The following is an 18,227-nucleotide window of genomic DNA, read 5'->3' on the forward strand; positions in this document are numbered from 1 at the left end:
AGGTCTCTAGACTCAATGTAAATAACTTACTAAATTATATATGATTGATTAGTAGTCGATCTATTTGTTATGATAATAATCTTCTAATTTTTTACCCTCTGTGGCCAATAACAAATCAGCAAAAAAGAGAATACAAATTGCCGAAAGAAATCGTTTAATCAATAAATCATATAAATCTACTGTTAGGACTTTTACTAAAAGAACCTTAGAAAATTGCGAAAAATATATTAAAGACCCTAGTGAAGATAATAAGAATTTAGTGAAAACAAGTCTTAATAAAGTTTTTAGTTTAATTGATAAAGCAGTTAAAAAAAATGTTCTTCACAAGAATAATGGGGCCAATAAAAAATCTAAAATAAACAATTTTGTAAAAACTGCCCTCACCACAAAGTAAAAAGGCACATAACAATTATGAGCGATATTGAACTCATAGATTCGCATTGTCATTTGATATTTGAAAATTTCGAGAATGATCTAGAAGATGTTGTCAAAAGATTTCGCTCGAGAGGTGTTAAAAAATTAGTTCATGCATGCTGTGAATTAACAGAAATTCCTAAGTTAAAAAAAATATCTCATGAATTTAATGAAATTTATTATTCAGTTGGATTGCATCCGCTAGAAGCAAAAAAATGGAAACCAAGTTCTTTATCCATTCTAAGAAGATCAGCTCAAGAAGATAGACGAGTTATAGCTATTGGGGAATTAGGCTTGGATTTTTTTAAGAATGAAAATAAAAGGCAGCAAATTGATGCTCTTATTCCTCAAATGGAGTTAGCTTATGAACTTGAATTGCCTGTAATTATCCATTGCAGAGATGCTGCAAATGAAATGATCGAGATATGTAACGAACTTTTTAAAAAGGGAAAATGTCCTAAAGGTGTACTTCATTGTTGGACAGGAACACCAGAAGACATGAAGCACTTCTTGGATCTTGGTTTTTATATCAGTTTTAGCGGGATCGTAACATTTCCAAAAGCATATGATATTCATCAGTGTGCCAAATTAGTTCCAAGTGATAAATATCTAATTGAAACTGATTCCCCTTTTTTAGCCCCTGTTCCCCACAGGGGAAAAAGAAATGAACCTTCATATGTGGAAAATGTTGCTAATTTTATGGCAGATTTAAGATCTACGGAATTAATTACAATTGCCAAAGAGTCGTCAAGTAATGCTGAAGATTTGTTTAAATTTGACTTGTTAAGTTGACACAACAGCTGCTAAAATTAATATTTACTTGAAATTTTTCTTAAATTTTTAGGTTTAACTTTCTTTATATGATGGTTTTGTATCCATTAAGCTCAATTTTATAGTCTTTTAAATTGATTTTTTTGTTGAAATCGAGATCTTATCTTTGATTTTGAGTCATAAGAAAAGTTAAACGGTTAAAAATTGAGTAGATTAAAAGTAAATGGTAAATCTCACATAATCGCAGGTTTCTTGGATGAGCAGTAGCGCTTTACAGGTAGCAAAAACAGCTACTTATCTACCAGATTTAGTTGAAGTACAAAGAGCAAGCTTTAAGTGGTTTTTGGAAAAGGGTTTAATAGAAGAACTACAAAACTTTTCTCCCATTTCTGATTACACGGGTAAATTAGAATTACATTTTATTGGTGATGAGTACAGATTAAAAAGACCTAGGCATGATGTTGAGGAAGCAAAAAGAAGAGATGCAACATTTGCATCACAAATGTATGTTACTTGCAGATTAATTAATAAAGAAACTGGAGAAATTAAAGAACAAGAGGTATTTATTGGCGAATTACCATTAATGACTGAAAGAGGAACTTTCATAATTAATGGTGCTGAAAGAGTAATAGTGAATCAAATTGTTCGAAGTCCAGGAGTATATTTCAAAGATGAACAGGATAAAAATGGACGAAGAACATACAATGCGAGTGTTATTCCTAATAGAGGTGCATGGTTAAAATTCGAGACTGATAAAAATAATTTACTTTATGTAAGAGTTGATAAAACCAGAAAAATCAATGCTCACGTTTTAATGAGAGCGATGGGTCTTTCAGATAATGACGTTGTTGATAAACTTAGGCACCCTGAGTTTTACCAGAACTCAATTGAGTCAGCTAATGACGAGGGAATAAATTCCGAAGATCAGGCCTTACTTGAACTCTACAAGAAGTTGCGTCCTGGTGAACCACCCTCTGTTTCTGGTGGGCAACAATTACTATACAGCAGATTTTTTGATCCCAAAAGATATGACCTAGGCCGAGTTGGTAGATACAAAATTAATAAAAAATTGAGGCTTACTGTACCTGATGATGTAAGAACACTTACTCATGAAGATGTTCTCTCCACTATTGATTATCTAATCAACCTAGAGTTAGATATCGGTGGTGCGAGTTTGGATGATATTGATCATCTTGGTAATCGCAGGGTTAGATCTGTTGGAGAACTTCTTCAAAATCAAGTAAGGGTAGGACTTAATCGTTTGGAAAGAATTATTAAGGAAAGGATGACTGTTGGAGAAACAGATTCTCTTACTCCTGCTCAATTAGTGAACCCTAAACCTTTGGTTGCTGCTATTAAGGAGTTTTTTGGATCTAGTCAATTAAGTCAATTTATGGATCAAACCAATCCTCTCGCAGAATTAACTCACAAAAGAAGAATCTCGGCCTTGGGTCCTGGAGGTTTAACACGAGAAAGAGCAGGGTTTGCAGTAAGAGATATTCATCCTTCACATTATGGAAGATTATGTCCTATTGAGACTCCTGAAGGTCCTAATGCAGGACTTATAAACTCTTTAGCTACGCATGCACGCGTAAATGAGTATGGTTTTATTGAAACTCCCTTTTGGGAAGTTGATAATGGCAAAGTTAATAAAAACGGCACTCCTGTTTATCTTTCTGCTGATTTAGAAGATGAGTGTAGGGTAGCTCCTGGAGATGTAGCTACTGATAAGGATGGAAATATACTTGCAAGTCTAATACCAGTCAGATATAGACAAGATTTTGAAAAAGTACCTCCACATCAAGTTGATTATGTTCAACTTTCCCCTGTTCAAGTGATTTCAGTTGCGACTTCTCTTATTCCTTTCCTTGAACATGATGATGCAAATAGAGCTCTGATGGGATCTAATATGCAAAGACAAGCTGTTCCTTTGCTTAGGCCCGAACGTCCTTTGGTTGGGACAGGTTTAGAATCTCAAGTTGCCCGAGATTCTGGGATGGTCCCCATAACAAAAGTTAATGGTACCGTATCTTATGTAGATGCTAATGAGATTGTTGTTAAAGATGATGACGGTAATGAATATTTTCATTATCTTCAAAAATATCAAAGATCAAATCAAGATACCTGCCTAAATCAAAGACCTATAGTAAAAATTGGAGATCAAGTTATATCTGGGCAAGTGTTAGCAGATGGATCAGCATGTGAAGGTGGGGAAATAGCGCTTGGCCAGAATGTTTTAATTGCATACATGCCATGGGAGGGCTACAACTACGAAGATGCAATTCTTGTCAGTGAGAGGATGGTAACTGATGATTTATATACATCAGTACATATTGAAAAATACGAAATTGAGGCAAGACAAACAAAGTTAGGACCAGAAGAAATTACAAGAGAGATTCCTAATATATCCGAAGAAAGCTTGAACAATCTTGATGAAATGGGAATTATTCGGATTGGAGCTTTTGTCGAAAGTGGAGATATTCTTGTTGGAAAAGTTACTCCAAAAGGGGAATCAGATCAGCCCCCTGAAGAGAAACTTTTGAGAGCTATTTTCGGCGAAAAGGCTCGAGATGTTAGAGACAACTCCCTGAGAGTCCCAAAGACTGAAAAAGGAAGGGTTTTGGATGTTCGAATTTACACCAGAGAACAAGGTGATGAATTACCTCCTGGAGCAAATATGGTTGTTAGAGTATATGTGGCCCAAAGAAGGAAAATCCAAGTTGGCGACAAAATGGCTGGGAGGCATGGTAATAAGGGAATTATTAGTAGAATCTTACCGAGAGAAGATATGCCCTACTTGCCTGATGGAACCCCTGTAGATATAGTTCTTAATCCTTTAGGAGTCCCTAGTAGGATGAATGTAGGTCAAGTTTTTGAATTATTGATGGGCTGGGCAGCTTCCAACTTAAATTGCAGGGTTAAAGTTGTTCCATTCGATGAAATGTATGGTCCTGAAAAATCGCATCAGACTGTTCAGGCATTTTTAGAGGAAGCTTCAAAACAGCCAGGTAAATCATGGGTTTACAATCCTGAAGATCCCGGAAAGTTATTACTCAAAGATGGCAGGACTGGGGAACCCTTCGATCAACCTGTTGCGGTTGGCTATTCTCACTTTCTTAAGCTAGTTCATTTGGTTGATGACAAAATTCATGCAAGATCTACTGGTCCTTATTCCTTGGTTACTCAACAACCCTTGGGTGGTAAAGCCCAACAAGGTGGCCAAAGGCTTGGAGAAATGGAAGTTTGGGCTCTTGAAGCATATGGAGCAGCCTATACTCTCCAAGAACTTTTAACTGTTAAATCTGATGATATGCAAGGAAGAAATGAAGCTCTAAATGCAATTGTGAAAGGTAAACCAATCCCTAGACCTGGCACCCCTGAGTCATTTAAAGTTCTTATGCGAGAATTACAATCTTTAGGTCTAGATATTGGGGTATATACAGATGAAGGAAAAGAGGTGGATTTAATGCAAGATATAAATCCGAGAAGGAATACTCCATCTAGGCCGACTTACGAATCACTCGGAACCTCTGAATATGAGGAAGATTAAATATTCAATCAACAACTCCTAATTTAAATCTCCCAAAATGACTAATAGCAACTTAAGAACAGAAAATCACTTTGATTATGTCAAAATTTCAATAGCTTCTCCACAACGAATTATGGATTGGGGACAGAGGACATTACCCAATGGACAAGTAGTAGGTGAAGTTACAAAACCTGAAACCATTAATTACAGGACACTTAAACCTGAAATGGATGGTTTGTTTTGTGAAAAAATTTTTGGACCCTCTAAAGATTGGGAATGCCATTGTGGTAAGTATAAAAGAGTTAGACATAGAGGCATCGTTTGTGAGAGATGTGGGGTTGAAGTAACTGAAAGTAGAGTTAGAAGACATAGGATGGGTTATATCAAACTTGCTGCTCCAGTTTCCCATGTTTGGTATTTAAAAGGGATTCCTAGTTATGTTGCAATTCTTTTGGATATTCCGCTGAGAGATGTAGAACAAATAGTTTATTTTAATTGTTATGTCGTCCTAGACCCAGGAGATCATAAAGAACTTAAATATAAGCAACTACTAACTGAGGATGAATGGCTGGAAATTGAAGATGAAATCTATGCTGAAGATTCAACAATTGAAAATGAACCTTTTGTTGGTATTGGTGCTGAAGCTCTGAAGCAATTACTTGAGGATCTTGATTTAAATCAGGTCGCTGAGGAGCTCAGAGAAGAAATAACCCATAGTAAAGGGCAAAAAAGGGCTAAACTTATAAAGAGAATAAGAGTTATAGATAATTTCATTGCAACTAGTGCAAAACCAGAATGGATGGTGTTAGATGCAATTCCAGTAATACCTCCAGATCTTAGACCTATGGTTCAGCTTGATGGAGGCAGGTTCGCAACTTCTGATTTAAATGATCTTTATAGAAGAGTAATAAATAGAAATAATAGATTAGCTAGACTTCAGGAAATTCTAGCTCCTGAAATTATCGTAAGAAATGAAAAAAGAATGCTTCAGGAAGCAGTTGATGCTCTTATAGATAATGGCAGGAGAGGTAGGACTGTTGTCGGAGCGAACAATAGAGCTCTCAAATCTTTAAGTGACATTATTGAGGGTAAACAAGGAAGATTTAGGCAGAATCTTCTAGGTAAACGTGTTGACTATTCAGGAAGATCTGTAATAGTTGTCGGTCCAAAATTAAAAATGCATCAGTGTGGTTTGCCAAAGGAAATGGCGATTGAGCTATTCCAACCCTTTGTAATTCATAGATTAATTCGTCAAAATATTGTGAATAATATTAAAGCTGCAAAAAAATTAATACAAAAAGCTGACGATGAAGTTATGCAAGTTTTACAGGAAGTGATTGAAGGTCACCCAATCCTTCTAAATAGAGCTCCTACGCTGCATCGATTAGGAATTCAAGCTTTTGAACCAAAATTAGTTGGAGGTAGAGCAATACAACTTCATCCCTTAGTTTGTCCTGCATTTAATGCTGACTTTGATGGAGATCAAATGGCTGTTCATGTTCCTTTAGCTTTAGAGGCACAAACTGAAGCACGTATGTTAATGTTGGCAAGTAATAATATTCTTTCTCCTGCTACTGGGGAACCAATTGTTACTCCTTCACAAGATATGGTTTTGGGATCTTATTATCTAACTGCTCTGCAACCTAATTATCAAAAACCGGATTTTGGGGATAATAAGACTACTTTTGCTTCATTAGAAGATGTCATATTAGCTTTTGAAGATAAAAGACTCAGCCTACATGAATGGGTGTGGGTTAGATTTAATGGAGAAGTTGAAGATGAAGATGAAATGAGTAACCCACAAAAAATTAAAGAGCTTGAGGATGGCTCTAGATTAGAAATTTGGAATTTAAGAAGAGACAGATTTGACTCTCAGAATAATTTGATAAGTAGATTTGTTTTGACAACTGTCGGGAGAGTAGTTATGAACTATACCATCATTGATTCTGTATCTAAAACCTAATCATTAAAAACTATTCCTTATTTACTCTAAAATTATGACATCATCAAAACCTAAAAAAACTTCCAGAGTGCGTAAAACCACAAAAAACTCTAAAAAAAATACTCCACTTACAATGGGGACCCTAGCAAAAACTCCGCCATCATTTAAGAATAAAGTAGTAGATAAGAAAGCCTTAAGGAATTTAGTTTCATGGGCTTACAAAACTCATGGTACTGCTATAACTGCCGCCATGGCTGATAATTTAAAAGATTTAGGTTTTAAATATGCTACTCAAGCTGCAGTTTCTATTTCAGTAGATGACTTAAAAGTTCCTGAGGCTAAACAAGATTTGATTGGACAAGCTGAAGAGCAAATATCTGCTACAGAAGAATGCTATAGACTTGGTGAAATTACAGAAGTTGAGAGACATACAAAAGTTATTGATACTTGGACTGAAACTAATGAAAGATTAGTTGATGCTGTTAAAAATAATTTCAATCAAAATGACCCTCTAAATTCTGTTTGGATGATGGCTAATTCGGGGGCAAGGGGTAATATGTCTCAGGTAAGGCAATTAGTTGGTATGAGGGGACTAATGGCTAATCCCCAAGGAGAAATTATAGACTTGCCAATAAGAACAAACTTTAGAGAAGGACTAACCGTTACTGAATATGTAATTTCTTCTTATGGAGCAAGGAAAGGTTTGGTGGATACTGCTTTGAGAACTGCAGATTCTGGTTATTTAACTCGAAGATTAGTTGATGTAGCTCAAGATGTAATTGTTAGAGAAGAAGATTGCGGAACAGAACGATCAATAGTTGTTGAAGCTGAAGAGGGTAAATTTGGAGCTAGGCTTCTGGGTAGGCTCTCTGCTGAAGATATTGTAGATTCCCAAGATAATTTAATTATTCCTCAAAATACTGCAATAGACCCTTCATTGTCAGAAAAAATTGAGACAGCTTCTATTAAAAAAGTAAAAATTAGATCTCCTTTAACATGTGAGGCGAATAGATCAGTTTGTAGGAGATGTTACGGATGGGCTTTGGCACATAATCATTTAGTTGATTTGGGTGAAGCAGTAGGAATTATTGCTGCACAATCTATTGGAGAACCAGGGACTCAGTTAACAATGAGAACTTTCCATACTGGAGGTGTATCAACTGCTGAAAGTGGAGTAGTAAGATCAAAGATTGCTGGTAAAGTAGAGTTCAGTTCAAAAGCGAAAGTAAGGGGTTACAGAACTCCACATGGTGTAGAAGCTAAGCAAGCGGAAGTTGATTTTATATTGAAAATAGTTCCTCAAGTAAATAATTCTAATAAATCCCAAAAAATTGAAGTTTCGAGTGGATCACTTTTATTCGTAGATGATGGTGAAGAAATAAAATCCGACATCACAGTTGCTCAAATTACTGCGGGAGCAGTTAAAAAGAGCGTTGAAAAAGCCACTAAGGATGTTATTTGTGATTTGGCTGGTCAAGTTAGGTATGACAAGGTTATTCAACCTAAAGAGGTCACAGATAGACAGGGAAATATTACTCTTAAAGCTCAAAGACTGGGAAGATTGTGGGTTTTGGCTGGAGACGTTTATAACTTACCACCTAATGCTATACCAGTTGTCTCATCTGGAAAGGCTGTAAAGGAAGGAACTGTTTTAGCAGAGGCAAGTCAATCGAGTGAGTTTGGGGGACAAATACGATTGAGAGAATCAATAGGAGATTCAAGGGAAGTTCAGATTGTTACTACCTCTATGTCCTTGAGCAACTTTAAATTAAATGAAGAATCTACGCATTCAGGTCAAATATATCATTTGGAATCTAAGGATGGAACATCTTACCGTTTGAACACTTCCCCAGGTAGCAAAATTAGTAATGGTGAGGTCATAGCAGATTTAACGGATGAAAGGTTCCGTACAAAAACTGGCGGTTTAGTAAAGTACTCACCTGGATTATCTGTTAAAAAAGCAAGATCATCAAAAAATGGTTTTGAAGTGAGTCAAGGGGGAACATTGCTCTGGATTCCCCAAGAGACTCATGAAATAAATAAGGATATATCTCTTTTAATGATTGAAGATATGAAATGGATTGAGGCAGGAACTGAAGTTGTAAAGGATATTTTTAGTCAAACATCAGGGATTGTTACTGTAACCCAGAAAAATGACATACTTCGCGAAATAACTGTGAGAAATGGAACTTTTCATGAGTGTGATGATGAAGAAGTTTTGGATAGATTTACAGAAGAAGGGAATCTAGTAAATCCAGGGGAAAAGATTTTGGATGGGGTAGATAATCAAGAAATTTTATTCGTTCAGAGATTAGAAACTCCAAAATGTAGAGGTTTATTATTGCGAACGGTAGAAGAATTTAATATTCCTGATCAAGCAGAATTGCCTGAACTATCTCATATTAAGCAGGAAAAAGGACCACATTTAGGCTTGAAAGCCATTCAAAGACTTACTTATAAAGACGGCGAATTGATAAAATCAGTTGAAGGAGTTGAATTGCTTAGAACACATTTAAGTATTGAAAGCTTTGATGCTACTCCTCAAATGACTATTGATGTCGAGTCTATAGAAGACGAAAATGATGAATCAATAAAGAGATTAAGTCTAGTAATATTGGAATCTATTCTTGTAAGGAGAGATACTATGTCTGACTCTAGTCATGGGTCAACTCATACTGAACTGCAAGTTAAAAACAATCAATTTGTTAAAGCTGGAGATGTAATAGCCACTACTCAAATTCTATGTAAAGAAAAGGGGCTGGTTCAGTTGCCAAATGTTATTGAGGACGAGCCTATAAGAAGGTTAATCGTTGAAAGAGAAGAAGATAAAATCGAAATTAAAATAAGTAAGAAAGCATTAGTTAAAGTAGGTGATCGTGTAGTTGATGGAGACCCTATAAGTGAATCTGAAAAATCTACATCTTGTGGAGAAATAGAGGGAATTTCTAATGGTTCAGTAACCTTACGACTTGGCAGGCCTTATATGGTTTCACCTGATTCAGTTTTACATGTTAAAGATGGGGATTTAGTTCTAAGAGGAGATGGTTTAGCTTTACTTGTTTTTGAGAGGCAGAAAACTGGAGATATTGTACAAGGATTGCCTCGAATTGAAGAGTTGTTAGAAGCTAGAAGACCTAGAGATTCAGCAATTTTATGTAAAAAATCTGGAATTGTTCAGATTAAAAAAGGTAATGATGAAGAGTCAGTCTCTTTGTCGGTTATTGAAAAAGATGATTTAGTTAACGAATATCAACTTTTAGTTGGGAAAAACATTATGGTTAGTGATGGACAACAAGTCTCAGGAGGAGAAATTTTAACTGATGGTCCAATTAATCCGCATGAATTATTAGATTGTTACTTCAGTGATTTAAAGGATCAAAAACCCTTAATGGATGCAGCTCGAGAATCTATATCAAAATTACAAAGAAGTATGGTAAACGAAGTTCAAAACGTTTACAAGTCACAGGGTGTAGCAATTGATGATAAACATATAGAAGTTATTGTCAGACAAATGACAAGTAAGGTCCGAATAGAAGATGCTGGTGATACTACTCTCTTACCAGGAGAACTTATAGAATTAAGACAAGTAGAAGATACAAATCAAGCAATGGCGATTACAGGTGGAGCTCCAGCAGAGTTTACTCCTGTTTTGCTTGGCATAACAAAAGCTTCTCTTAATACTGATAGCTTTATATCAGCAGCGTCATTCCAAGAAACTACAAGAGTTCTTACAGAAGCTGCAATTGAAGGTAAATCTGATTGGTTAAGAGGTTTAAAGGAAAACGTTATTATCGGTAGATTAATACCTGCAGGTACCGGTTTTAGCGGATTTGTTGAGGAATTGGCTTCTGAAGCTGGTCCACATCCTGATATCCTTGCAGAAGAATCTGGTGGATATAGAAGAGCTCAGAACTTAAGGCCAGACTATACAGTTGATATGCCTCAAACGCCTGCTGTAAGCTCAACAGCCATACTTGATGATCCTAGTGATGAAGATTTGGAGACTACACGGAATAGACATGGAATAGATCCCTCTTCTAGTAACTTTGCCGCTTTTGCAAGACCAAGTGCTGAAAATCAATTTTCAGAAGATCAATTACCAGATCCTGCTGCATTAGAAGGATTACAAGAAGAAGGTCTTCTTTCTGATGAATAAATATTTTCTGTTATCATTTTTAGTGACTAGAATGAATTCTTTAATTTGTCAGTGATGATTAAGCCAGAGATTGTCCCCAAAAGAAAATTGCCTCGTTACGGATTCCATCTTTATAATGAGAGACTTAACGGAAGAATGGCTATGATTGGGTTTGTTGCGCTTATTCTTACAGAATTCTTTTTGAAACATGGTTTGCTGTTATGGTAAAAATGATTTTTGAACTAAATAATATGTAACTTGAAAAGTCTTCTTGGAAGTAGTATTAAAGATTTAGAAAATATTGCTATAGATTATGGCCAGGCTGCTTTTAGAGGGCGACAAATCTACAGTTGGATCTACAACTATAGAAATAAGAATAAAAATATTGATCAAATAGAAGTTTTACCTTTAGATTTTAGAAAAAAGTTAAAGGACGACGGTTTTAAAATAAGTGAACTTAGTTTTCAAGAGAAAAAATTGGCCAATGATGGCACTCTAAAGTTATTACTCTCTACAAGGGACAATGAGAGCATTGAGTGCGTGGGAATACCAACTGAAAAAAGACTTACTGCATGTCTGTCGAGTCAAGTTGGATGTCCCATGGACTGCAAATTTTGCGCAACTGGGAAAGAGGGTTTGAAGAGATCTTTAAGAGCGAGTGAAATCTTAGATCAAATTTTATTTATTGAAAATGAAATGAATAGAAAAGTGACTAATATTGTTTTCATGGGAATGGGTGAGCCATTGTTGAATATTGATGAATTGCTTTTATCAATAAGATCTATAAATGAGGATTTTCAAATTAGTCAGAGAAAGATAACTGTAAGCACAGTTGCTGTTCCAAAAATGATAACTAAATTATCACAAAAGTCTTTTCAAATTTTAGGTAATTGTCAATTTACATTAGCCATAAGCCTTCATGCTTCAAATCAAAACACAAGAGAAATGATTATACCAAGTGCAAAAAACTACGAAATCAAAAATATAATTGAAGACTCTAAGCAATTTGTAAAAGATACAGGCCGAAGGGTAAGTTTTGAATACTTAATGCTAAGTGGAGTTAATGATAAATTAGAACATGCCAAAGAATTATGTAATTTGCTAAGAGGTTTTCAATGCCACGTCAATTTAATACAGTACAACCAAATTGACGAGGTTGAATTTAAACGAGCATCTTTAAAAAATCTTCAATTATTTCAATCTAGACTTTCTAATAATGGAATCGCTGTTAGCTTCCGAAAGAGCAGAGGTTTAGACAAAAATGCTGCTTGTGGTCAATTAAGACAAAATGCGAGAAATAATAAGTAATTTTATCTAAGAAAAATTTTTTAAAAGTATATTAAAAAGGTTATTATTGGTTTAATTAAGTTTGAATCTTTGGGTTTTATTAAGACAAAAATTTTACCTTTCGCAATAGTCGCACTTTTTGGCATTGCCTTCTTTGCAGTAAGTGCAAGAATTTGGTTGCCAGGAGATATGATGTCACCTGCTCCCATGAATTAATATTTTTAGTTCTATAAAATGACACAAAGTAAGCATCCTAAGAAAAATAGCCTAGCTGAAATTGCAGTTGATCCAGATATTTTGGCCAGAGAATTGGCTTTGGAGATTGAAATAGATCCTTTAGAACAAATTGATGAAGATGCTTTTTCAAAAGGTTTAAACACAACTCAAGAGTGCAATCAAGCTTTAAAAATGCTAGAAGGTAATAGAGAAGAAAGAATACAGGGCTTAAGAATTTTTTGTGAATATAGAGATAAAAGATCTTTTCCCCTTTTGTTACCACTACTTGATCAACCTTGTCCTGTTGAGAGAATGAGTGCAGTATATGCTTTAGGTCGTAATCCGTGCCCTAGCGCGGTGAAAAAACTTGTCAGCCTGTTGGAGACTGATGATAATGCTTATGTTAGAAGGGCGACAGCTTGGAGTTTAGCTAATTATGATGACCAAATTGTTTTAAAGCCATTAATAAGTGCTTTAAAGAATGATGTAGCTGCAGTCAGATTATGGTCATCGAGTTCTTTGGCTGAAATTGGAAATGTTTCTTTGGAAAACGCACAATTAGCAGCAGAACAGCTTTTAATAAGTTTAAAGATAGATAATGAATCGGGTGTAAGAAGTAATTGTATTTGGTCATTGTGTAGGTTATATGAAAAATTAGATAATACATTTCAAGAAAGTTTCGTTGATGAATGTACCAAAATCGCCCTTTTCGATAAGGAACCCTCTGTAATGGAAGAAGCAAAAACTGCTTTGGATTCAATGGGGATGCAGGGTTTTTATAATTAAAAATCTTAATCTTTTTACCAGAAAGCTAAATAACAAATTAATTTATCTGATAATCAATATAAAAATTAAAATTAATTAACTTGTACCAACTGAAACAAAATATTTTCGTTATTCTATATAAAGTAAAAGTACTCAGTACTTGAATTTAATGCCTCAAAAAACATTGAGATTCAAAATTCATCAAGACGGAAGAGTTGAAGAGACTGTTGAGGGATTTACTGGTAATTCATGCAATGATGCTACAAAAAATCTCGAAGACGCTCTCGGGGAAGTAACAGTAAAGAAGAAAACATCTGATGCTTTCATCTCTAATCAAAATGAAAACTTAAAACAATTAAACAAAGAATCTAATGTCTCATTTTAGTACTATTAAAACCCAGCTCAAAGAATCAGAGCCATTAATTAAGGCTTTGAGCAATCTTGGTTATGCAATTAATCAAGAAGAAAAGTTTGTAAAAGGCTACAGAGGTAAGTTTACAGCAGTTGACATAAGTATGAATTTACCTGGCGAAACTAAAGTTGGATTTAAATGGAACAATAATTCAAATACTTATGAATTAGTTACTGACCTTGATCTTTGGAAATTTGAAATACCAGTAGAAAGATTTATTGCTAAAGTCACACAGATGTATGCCTACAACACAATTATTTCCAAAACGAAAGAGGATGGGTACCAAATTGTAGAAGAAAAAAATAAAAATGATGGTTCTATCGAGTTAGTTTTGACCAAGTGGGATAATTAATTTCAGTGTATGGATTTCATTGGTCCATCTGAAAATTTTTTAGTAAATAATGAAATTTCAGGTTATGAGCCTGTATTAGGAGGTCAGTTAGCCGAAAAAGCTGTATGGGTTGATGAGGCTAGATGTATTGGCTGTCAATACTGTGTACACGTAGCTTCAAATACTTTTACAGTTGATGAATTTCATGGTAGATGTCGTGCTATTAGACAGGATGGAGATGATGTTGATGTTATACAGGAAGCAATAGATACATGTCCTGTTGATTGCATTCACTGGGTCAAGTTTGAAGAATTGGATGATCTAGAAAATAGTCTTGATAGAGATATGTTTCAATCATTTGGAAAACCACCAAGAATGAATAAGCATTAATTTTTTAAAGATGCATTATCGGAGATTTGGTAGAACCAATCTAAAGATACCTGTTTTATCTTTAGGTGGCATGAGATTTCAGAAAAGTTGGGATCAACTAGATTTTTCTGAGATTTCATATGAAGAACAAAATAATGTAGAAAATATTTTGAATTTGGCAAGTAAATATGGTTTAAGTCATGTCGAAACTGCTAAGTATTATGGAACTTCCGAGATGCAATTAGGAATGGGTTTTAAAAATACCAAAAAAATCCCAAACATTATTCAAACAAAGATTCCTCCAAATAGTGATCCAGAAGTTTTTAAAAGTGATGTTATGACAAGTATTGAAAAATTGAAAGTTAAAAGAATTGATTTGCTTGCAATACATGGCATTAATACAAATGAACATTTACGTCAAGCTGTTAAAGATGGAGGTTGTATTGATATCTTAAGGAATTTGCAAAAAGAAAATTTAATTGGATCTATTGGATTTTCGACACATGGTAAATCTTCACTCATTGAGAAGGCAATATCAACAAACTTATTTGATTATGTAAATTTGCACTGGTATTTCATTAATCAAGAAAATACAAAGGTAATAAATTTAGCAAGTAAGTATGATCTTGGGGTTTTCATAATAAGTCCCACGGATAAAGGGGGACATCTTCATACTCCCTCAATAAAAATGTTGGAACTTTGTCAGCCACTTCATCCTATAGTTTTTAATGATCTTTTTTGCTTAAGAAATCAAAATGTCCATACTCTTAGTGTAGGTATTGCAAAAGAGGCAGATTTCGCACTGCATTTAGAAGCTGTCTCGTTATTATCAAAATCTGAGAAGTATGTTCCTGAGATAATAAATAGATTAAGGCAAGAATCCATTAATTCTTTAGGTTTAGAGTGGCATCAAAATTGGAATAGAAATTTACCAAGTTGGGAATATACGCCAGGAAATATTAATATTCCTATTCTGCTTTGGCTTGCAAATTTAATCGATTGGTTGGATATGGAAGGATATGCAAGAGCTAGATATCAATTGCTTGGCAATGGTAGCCATTGGTTCCCAGGAAATAACTCTAATTTATTAGATGTGGATGTTACTGAAGACCAACTACTGAATGTTTTAGAAGGCCATATAAATCCAAAAAAAGTTTTAAGAAAATTAAGAACTTTAAAAGAAAAGTTTGGAGATAACGCTGCTAAAAGATTATCAAAAAAATAATTTCATAATGGATTTTTCTCAGGTTTACCAACTTTTCGAGGATAAATTTCAGGGCAAAAATTTTTAGGCTTGATAAAAATAATATTTCGGATGCCTTTATTTTTTGGTAATAAAATCATCTTTTTCTCTTTAAATTTTCCTTCTAATATTTCTAAAGTTTTATCTAGATTTTTACTTTCTTCATCAGTCCATTTCCCACAATATAAAACTCCTAATCCTTCATTTTTTAGGATTGGTATCATGTATTCTGAAACTGTTGATGGATTACTCACTGCTCTAGTAGTAGCTATATCGAAATTACTTCTCATTGACGATTGATGGGCTAAATTTTCAATACGATCATTGATTACATAAATATTGTTTCTGAAATTAATCTCTTTGACTAAGATTTTAAGTGCATCTGTTTTCTTCTTGGAAGAATCAACTAGGTAAATCTCTGAAGCAGGATGGGTTATGGCATAAGCTAAACCAGGGAAGCCACAGCCGGATCCAATATCTAAAAATTTTTTATTATCAAAATTAATATTCGGGGAAGTTCTAAAGGGCCAAATACTGTCAAAAACTTGCGATATCCAATAATTATCACCATCAATTAATCTAGTGAGATTAGTTTTATTATTTAATTCTTTAATTTTAATTTGTAACTCTTGAAAAATGTTTATTTCTTCTTCAGTTATTAATTCAAAAATTTCTTCGGGAATGTTTTGTTTTTTCATTTCGTTAAAAATATAAATTTTTACCTTCATTTAACACATTCTATTTATTAAAAATTTATTAGAATTACAATATCAGTAAAAGATTATTTTGAAAGGGGAAATTTCTTATTACAAAATTTTAGGTGTAGATGAAAATGCCTCAAATCATGAATTAAGAAAGGCATTTTGCAAACTTTCTATTGAGTTGCATCCTGATACAACTTCTTTAGAAATAGACGACGCTAAAAGTAAATTTCAAGAAGTTTTGGAAGCTTACGAAAATTTGAATAATAGTAATTTGAGGAAAATATATGATGATAAACTTAAAGAAAAATCTAGAGGTGATAATAATAGTAAAGTTTTAAATAATTTAATAATCGATTCTAATAAGCAAAATTTAATAGGAAATAGAAGACCTTTTTCAAATGGAGAATTGTTTTCATTATTTCTTTTAATTATAATCATTTCTATTTGTTTGATTTGTTCAATTTTTATTGCCTCTTTTACTGGTAAAGAATTAGATACAGTACCACTTTGGTTAATAAAATAATTTTTTAAAATGTCTGTGAATCACCCTAAAAAACCCATTAACCAATATTCACTTCAAGCATTGGAATTGTGGCTAACTGATTTAGGTGCTGTGAAGGATACTAATAATCCATCTAAATGGTATCTTTTAATATCTAATTGGAATGCAACTATAATTTTTGAACAAGAAGATTTAAGCGTCATCTGGCAAATTGGAGGATGTGAAACTAAAAGGCTTTTTTCGTATGGTATTAATAGAGAAGATGTGGAAAATGCAATACTGCAGGGACCTTAAATACCCATCTAAAGATTGACTAAAATTTTCCTTATTATCCAGTAACTTTTATCTAATTGCTCATTAGTTATACAGAGAGGAGGCAATAGGTAAATAACATTTCCCAGCGGCCTGATAAATAAACCTTGCTCCATTGCAAGACTCTTTATTTCTCTCCCAATATTATTAAAATAGCCTTTTTTATTCCCAATATCTAGATCGAAGGCAGCAATTGTTCCGGATACTCTTATCTTTTTTATATAAGTTAAGTTTCTAAATTTAATTAAATGAGATAAATGTTTTTCTTCAAATGAAAGGTATTTTTGTGGTTCTTTTTCTAATAAATCAAGGCTAGCGTTTGCTGCAGCACAACCTAAAGGATTAGCAGTAAAACTATGTCCATGCCAAAAAGTTTTTTTTGGGGAATCATCAATAAAGGATTGAAAAATTTTTTCTTTACATAAAGTTATTCCCATCGGCAAAAATCCACCAGTTAAGCCTTTTGAAATACTTATTAAATCTGGAATTATTTTTGCCTTTTGGAACGCAAAAAGGCTTCCACATCTTCCAAACCCAGTCAATACTTCATCTGCGATTAACAAAGAATTATTATTTTTTATAATTTCTGAAACTTTTTTTATAAACTGAGGCCTAACCATATTCATTCCTCCTGCCCCTTGAACAAGTGGCTCTAGAATTACTGCAACTGTGGGAGTTTTGAGTATAGTTTCTAATTTTTGAAGCGCCTGATTTTCTTTATTTTCTACTTCTTCATCATTCATCCAAGTTGAAGGCCATGGGACTCTTCTAACAGGGAACATGAGATTATCGAAATTCTCATTAAAAATATTTCTTTCACCTAAAGCCATTGCTCCAAATGTATCGCCATGATAGGCGCCATCAAAAGCTACTATTTGAGTTCTTGTCTCTCCTTTATTTTGCCATGATTGGAAGGCAATTTTTAAAGCGACTTCCACTGCAGTAGAACCGTTATCAGAAAAGAATAATCTTTCTAGTTTTGTTAACTCACTTAGTCTTTCTGCCAATTTTTTTGCCTGTGGATGTAAGAAATCAGCAAATATAACTTGCTCAAGTTTTTTTGATTGATCGAAAATGGCATCTGCAATATATTCATTACTATGACCATGGAGAGTTACCCACCAACTACTAATTCCGTCTATTAGCTCTTTTTTAGGATCTTTAGTAAATAGGAGGGCATCTTTACCATGGGTTACTTCTATTTGCGGTTTGCTGTTATTGATTTGTGTAAAAGGTGGCCAAATATTTGGGTGCCAATTTTGATTTGGAGTTTTTGAATCCAAAGATTTCATTTA

General features: G+C 34.0%; 17 protein-coding genes. 15 read left to right on the forward strand and 2 right to left on the reverse strand.

Going from position 1 to position 18,227, the window contains the following annotated elements; translation table 11 throughout:
• The first annotated feature begins 100 nt into the window (after positions 1 to 100).
• The 13 genes from rpsT (at position 101) to EU95_RS04840 (ending at position 15,396) form a co-directional block, all read left to right on the forward strand.
• Positions 101 to 394 carry a 30S ribosomal protein S20 gene (rpsT, locus tag EU95_RS04890; protein WP_032522045.1) on the forward strand — a complete coding sequence of 98 codons (294 nt, stop codon included), beginning with the start codon at positions 101 to 103 and terminating at the stop codon, positions 392 to 394.
• Positions 395 to 411: 17 nt separating this feature from the next.
• Positions 412 to 1,206, forward strand: a complete 795-nt coding sequence (locus EU95_RS04885) for a TatD family hydrolase (RefSeq protein WP_032522046.1) — start codon at positions 412 to 414, stop codon at positions 1,204 to 1,206.
• 235 nt (positions 1,207 to 1,441) lie between these two features.
• Positions 1,442 to 4,735, forward strand: a complete 3,294-nt coding sequence (gene rpoB, locus EU95_RS04880; protein ID WP_032522048.1) for a DNA-directed RNA polymerase subunit beta — start codon at positions 1,442 to 1,444, stop codon at positions 4,733 to 4,735.
• 37 nt (positions 4,736 to 4,772) lie between these two features.
• Positions 4,773 to 6,677, forward strand: coding sequence for a DNA-directed RNA polymerase subunit gamma (locus EU95_RS04875; RefSeq protein ID WP_032522049.1), 1,905 nt, complete (start codon positions 4,773 to 4,775; stop codon positions 6,675 to 6,677).
• Positions 6,678 to 6,711: 34 nt separating this feature from the next.
• Positions 6,712 to 10,812, forward strand: coding sequence for a DNA-directed RNA polymerase subunit beta' (locus EU95_RS04870; protein WP_032522050.1), 4,101 nt, complete (start codon positions 6,712 to 6,714; stop codon positions 10,810 to 10,812).
• A 54-nt stretch (positions 10,813 to 10,866) separates the two neighbouring features.
• Entirely contained in the window at positions 10,867 to 11,019 is a 153-nt protein-coding gene (locus EU95_RS10140; protein WP_072014836.1) for a high light inducible protein, read from the forward strand.
• Between the two features lie 30 nt (positions 11,020 to 11,049).
• Positions 11,050 to 12,099, forward strand: a complete 1,050-nt coding sequence (rlmN, locus tag EU95_RS04865) for a 23S rRNA (adenine(2503)-C(2))-methyltransferase RlmN (protein ID WP_032522051.1) — start codon at positions 11,050 to 11,052, stop codon at positions 12,097 to 12,099.
• 69 nt (positions 12,100 to 12,168) lie between these two features.
• Entirely contained in the window at positions 12,169 to 12,294 is a 126-nt protein-coding gene (locus tag EU95_RS10260) for a hypothetical protein (RefSeq protein WP_257008943.1), read from the forward strand.
• An 18-nt stretch (positions 12,295 to 12,312) separates the two neighbouring features.
• On the forward strand, positions 12,313 to 13,080 hold the full coding sequence (locus tag EU95_RS04860; RefSeq protein WP_032522052.1) for a HEAT repeat domain-containing protein: 768 nt from the start codon (positions 12,313 to 12,315) through the stop codon (positions 13,078 to 13,080).
• Between the two features lie 148 nt (positions 13,081 to 13,228).
• Complete coding sequence (locus EU95_RS04855) at positions 13,229 to 13,444, forward strand: DUF2997 domain-containing protein (RefSeq protein WP_032522053.1); 216 nt, start codon at positions 13,229 to 13,231, stop codon at positions 13,442 to 13,444.
• Entirely contained in the window at positions 13,431 to 13,823 is a 393-nt protein-coding gene (locus EU95_RS04850) for a DUF1257 domain-containing protein (protein WP_032522054.1), read from the forward strand. Before EU95_RS04855 ends, EU95_RS04850 begins: the two co-directional genes overlap by 14 nt.
• A 9-nt stretch (positions 13,824 to 13,832) precedes the next feature.
• On the forward strand, positions 13,833 to 14,192 hold the full coding sequence (locus tag EU95_RS04845) for a ferredoxin (RefSeq protein WP_032522056.1): 360 nt from the start codon (positions 13,833 to 13,835) through the stop codon (positions 14,190 to 14,192).
• 10 nt (positions 14,193 to 14,202) lie between these two features.
• Positions 14,203 to 15,396 (forward strand): aldo/keto reductase, encoded by a 1,194-nt coding sequence (locus EU95_RS04840; protein ID WP_032522058.1) that lies wholly within the window; start codon positions 14,203 to 14,205, stop codon positions 15,394 to 15,396.
• Between the two features lie 2 nt (positions 15,397 to 15,398).
• On the opposite strand, the gene rsmG is transcribed toward EU95_RS04840, so the two are convergent.
• Positions 15,399 to 16,112 carry a 16S rRNA (guanine(527)-N(7))-methyltransferase RsmG gene (gene rsmG, locus EU95_RS04835; RefSeq protein ID WP_032522059.1) on the reverse strand — a complete coding sequence of 238 codons (714 nt, stop codon included), beginning with the start codon at positions 16,110 to 16,112 and terminating at the stop codon, positions 15,399 to 15,401.
• 88 nt (positions 16,113 to 16,200) lie between these two features.
• Here rsmG and EU95_RS04830 point away from each other — a divergent pair, with 88 nt between their 5' ends.
• On the forward strand, positions 16,201 to 16,641 hold the full coding sequence (locus EU95_RS04830) for a J domain-containing protein (RefSeq protein WP_032522060.1): 441 nt from the start codon (positions 16,201 to 16,203) through the stop codon (positions 16,639 to 16,641).
• Between the two features lie 9 nt (positions 16,642 to 16,650).
• Positions 16,651 to 16,914: a DUF3143 domain-containing protein gene (locus EU95_RS04825; RefSeq protein ID WP_413679219.1), complete on the forward strand. Its 264-nt coding sequence runs from the start codon at positions 16,651 to 16,653 to the stop codon at positions 16,912 to 16,914.
• Positions 16,915 to 16,922: 8 nt separating this feature from the next.
• On the opposite strand, the gene bioA is transcribed toward EU95_RS04825, so the two are convergent.
• Complete coding sequence (bioA, locus tag EU95_RS04820) at positions 16,923 to 18,224, reverse strand: adenosylmethionine--8-amino-7-oxononanoate transaminase (protein ID WP_032522061.1); 1,302 nt, start codon at positions 18,222 to 18,224, stop codon at positions 16,923 to 16,925.
• Positions 18,225 to 18,227 lie beyond the last annotated feature (3 nt).

Origin of the sequence: Prochlorococcus marinus str. MIT 9201, from assembly GCF_000759955.1 — a bacterium.
GTDB classification, from domain to species: Bacteria; Cyanobacteriota; Cyanobacteriia; order PCC-6307; family Cyanobiaceae; genus Prochlorococcus_A; species Prochlorococcus_A marinus_G.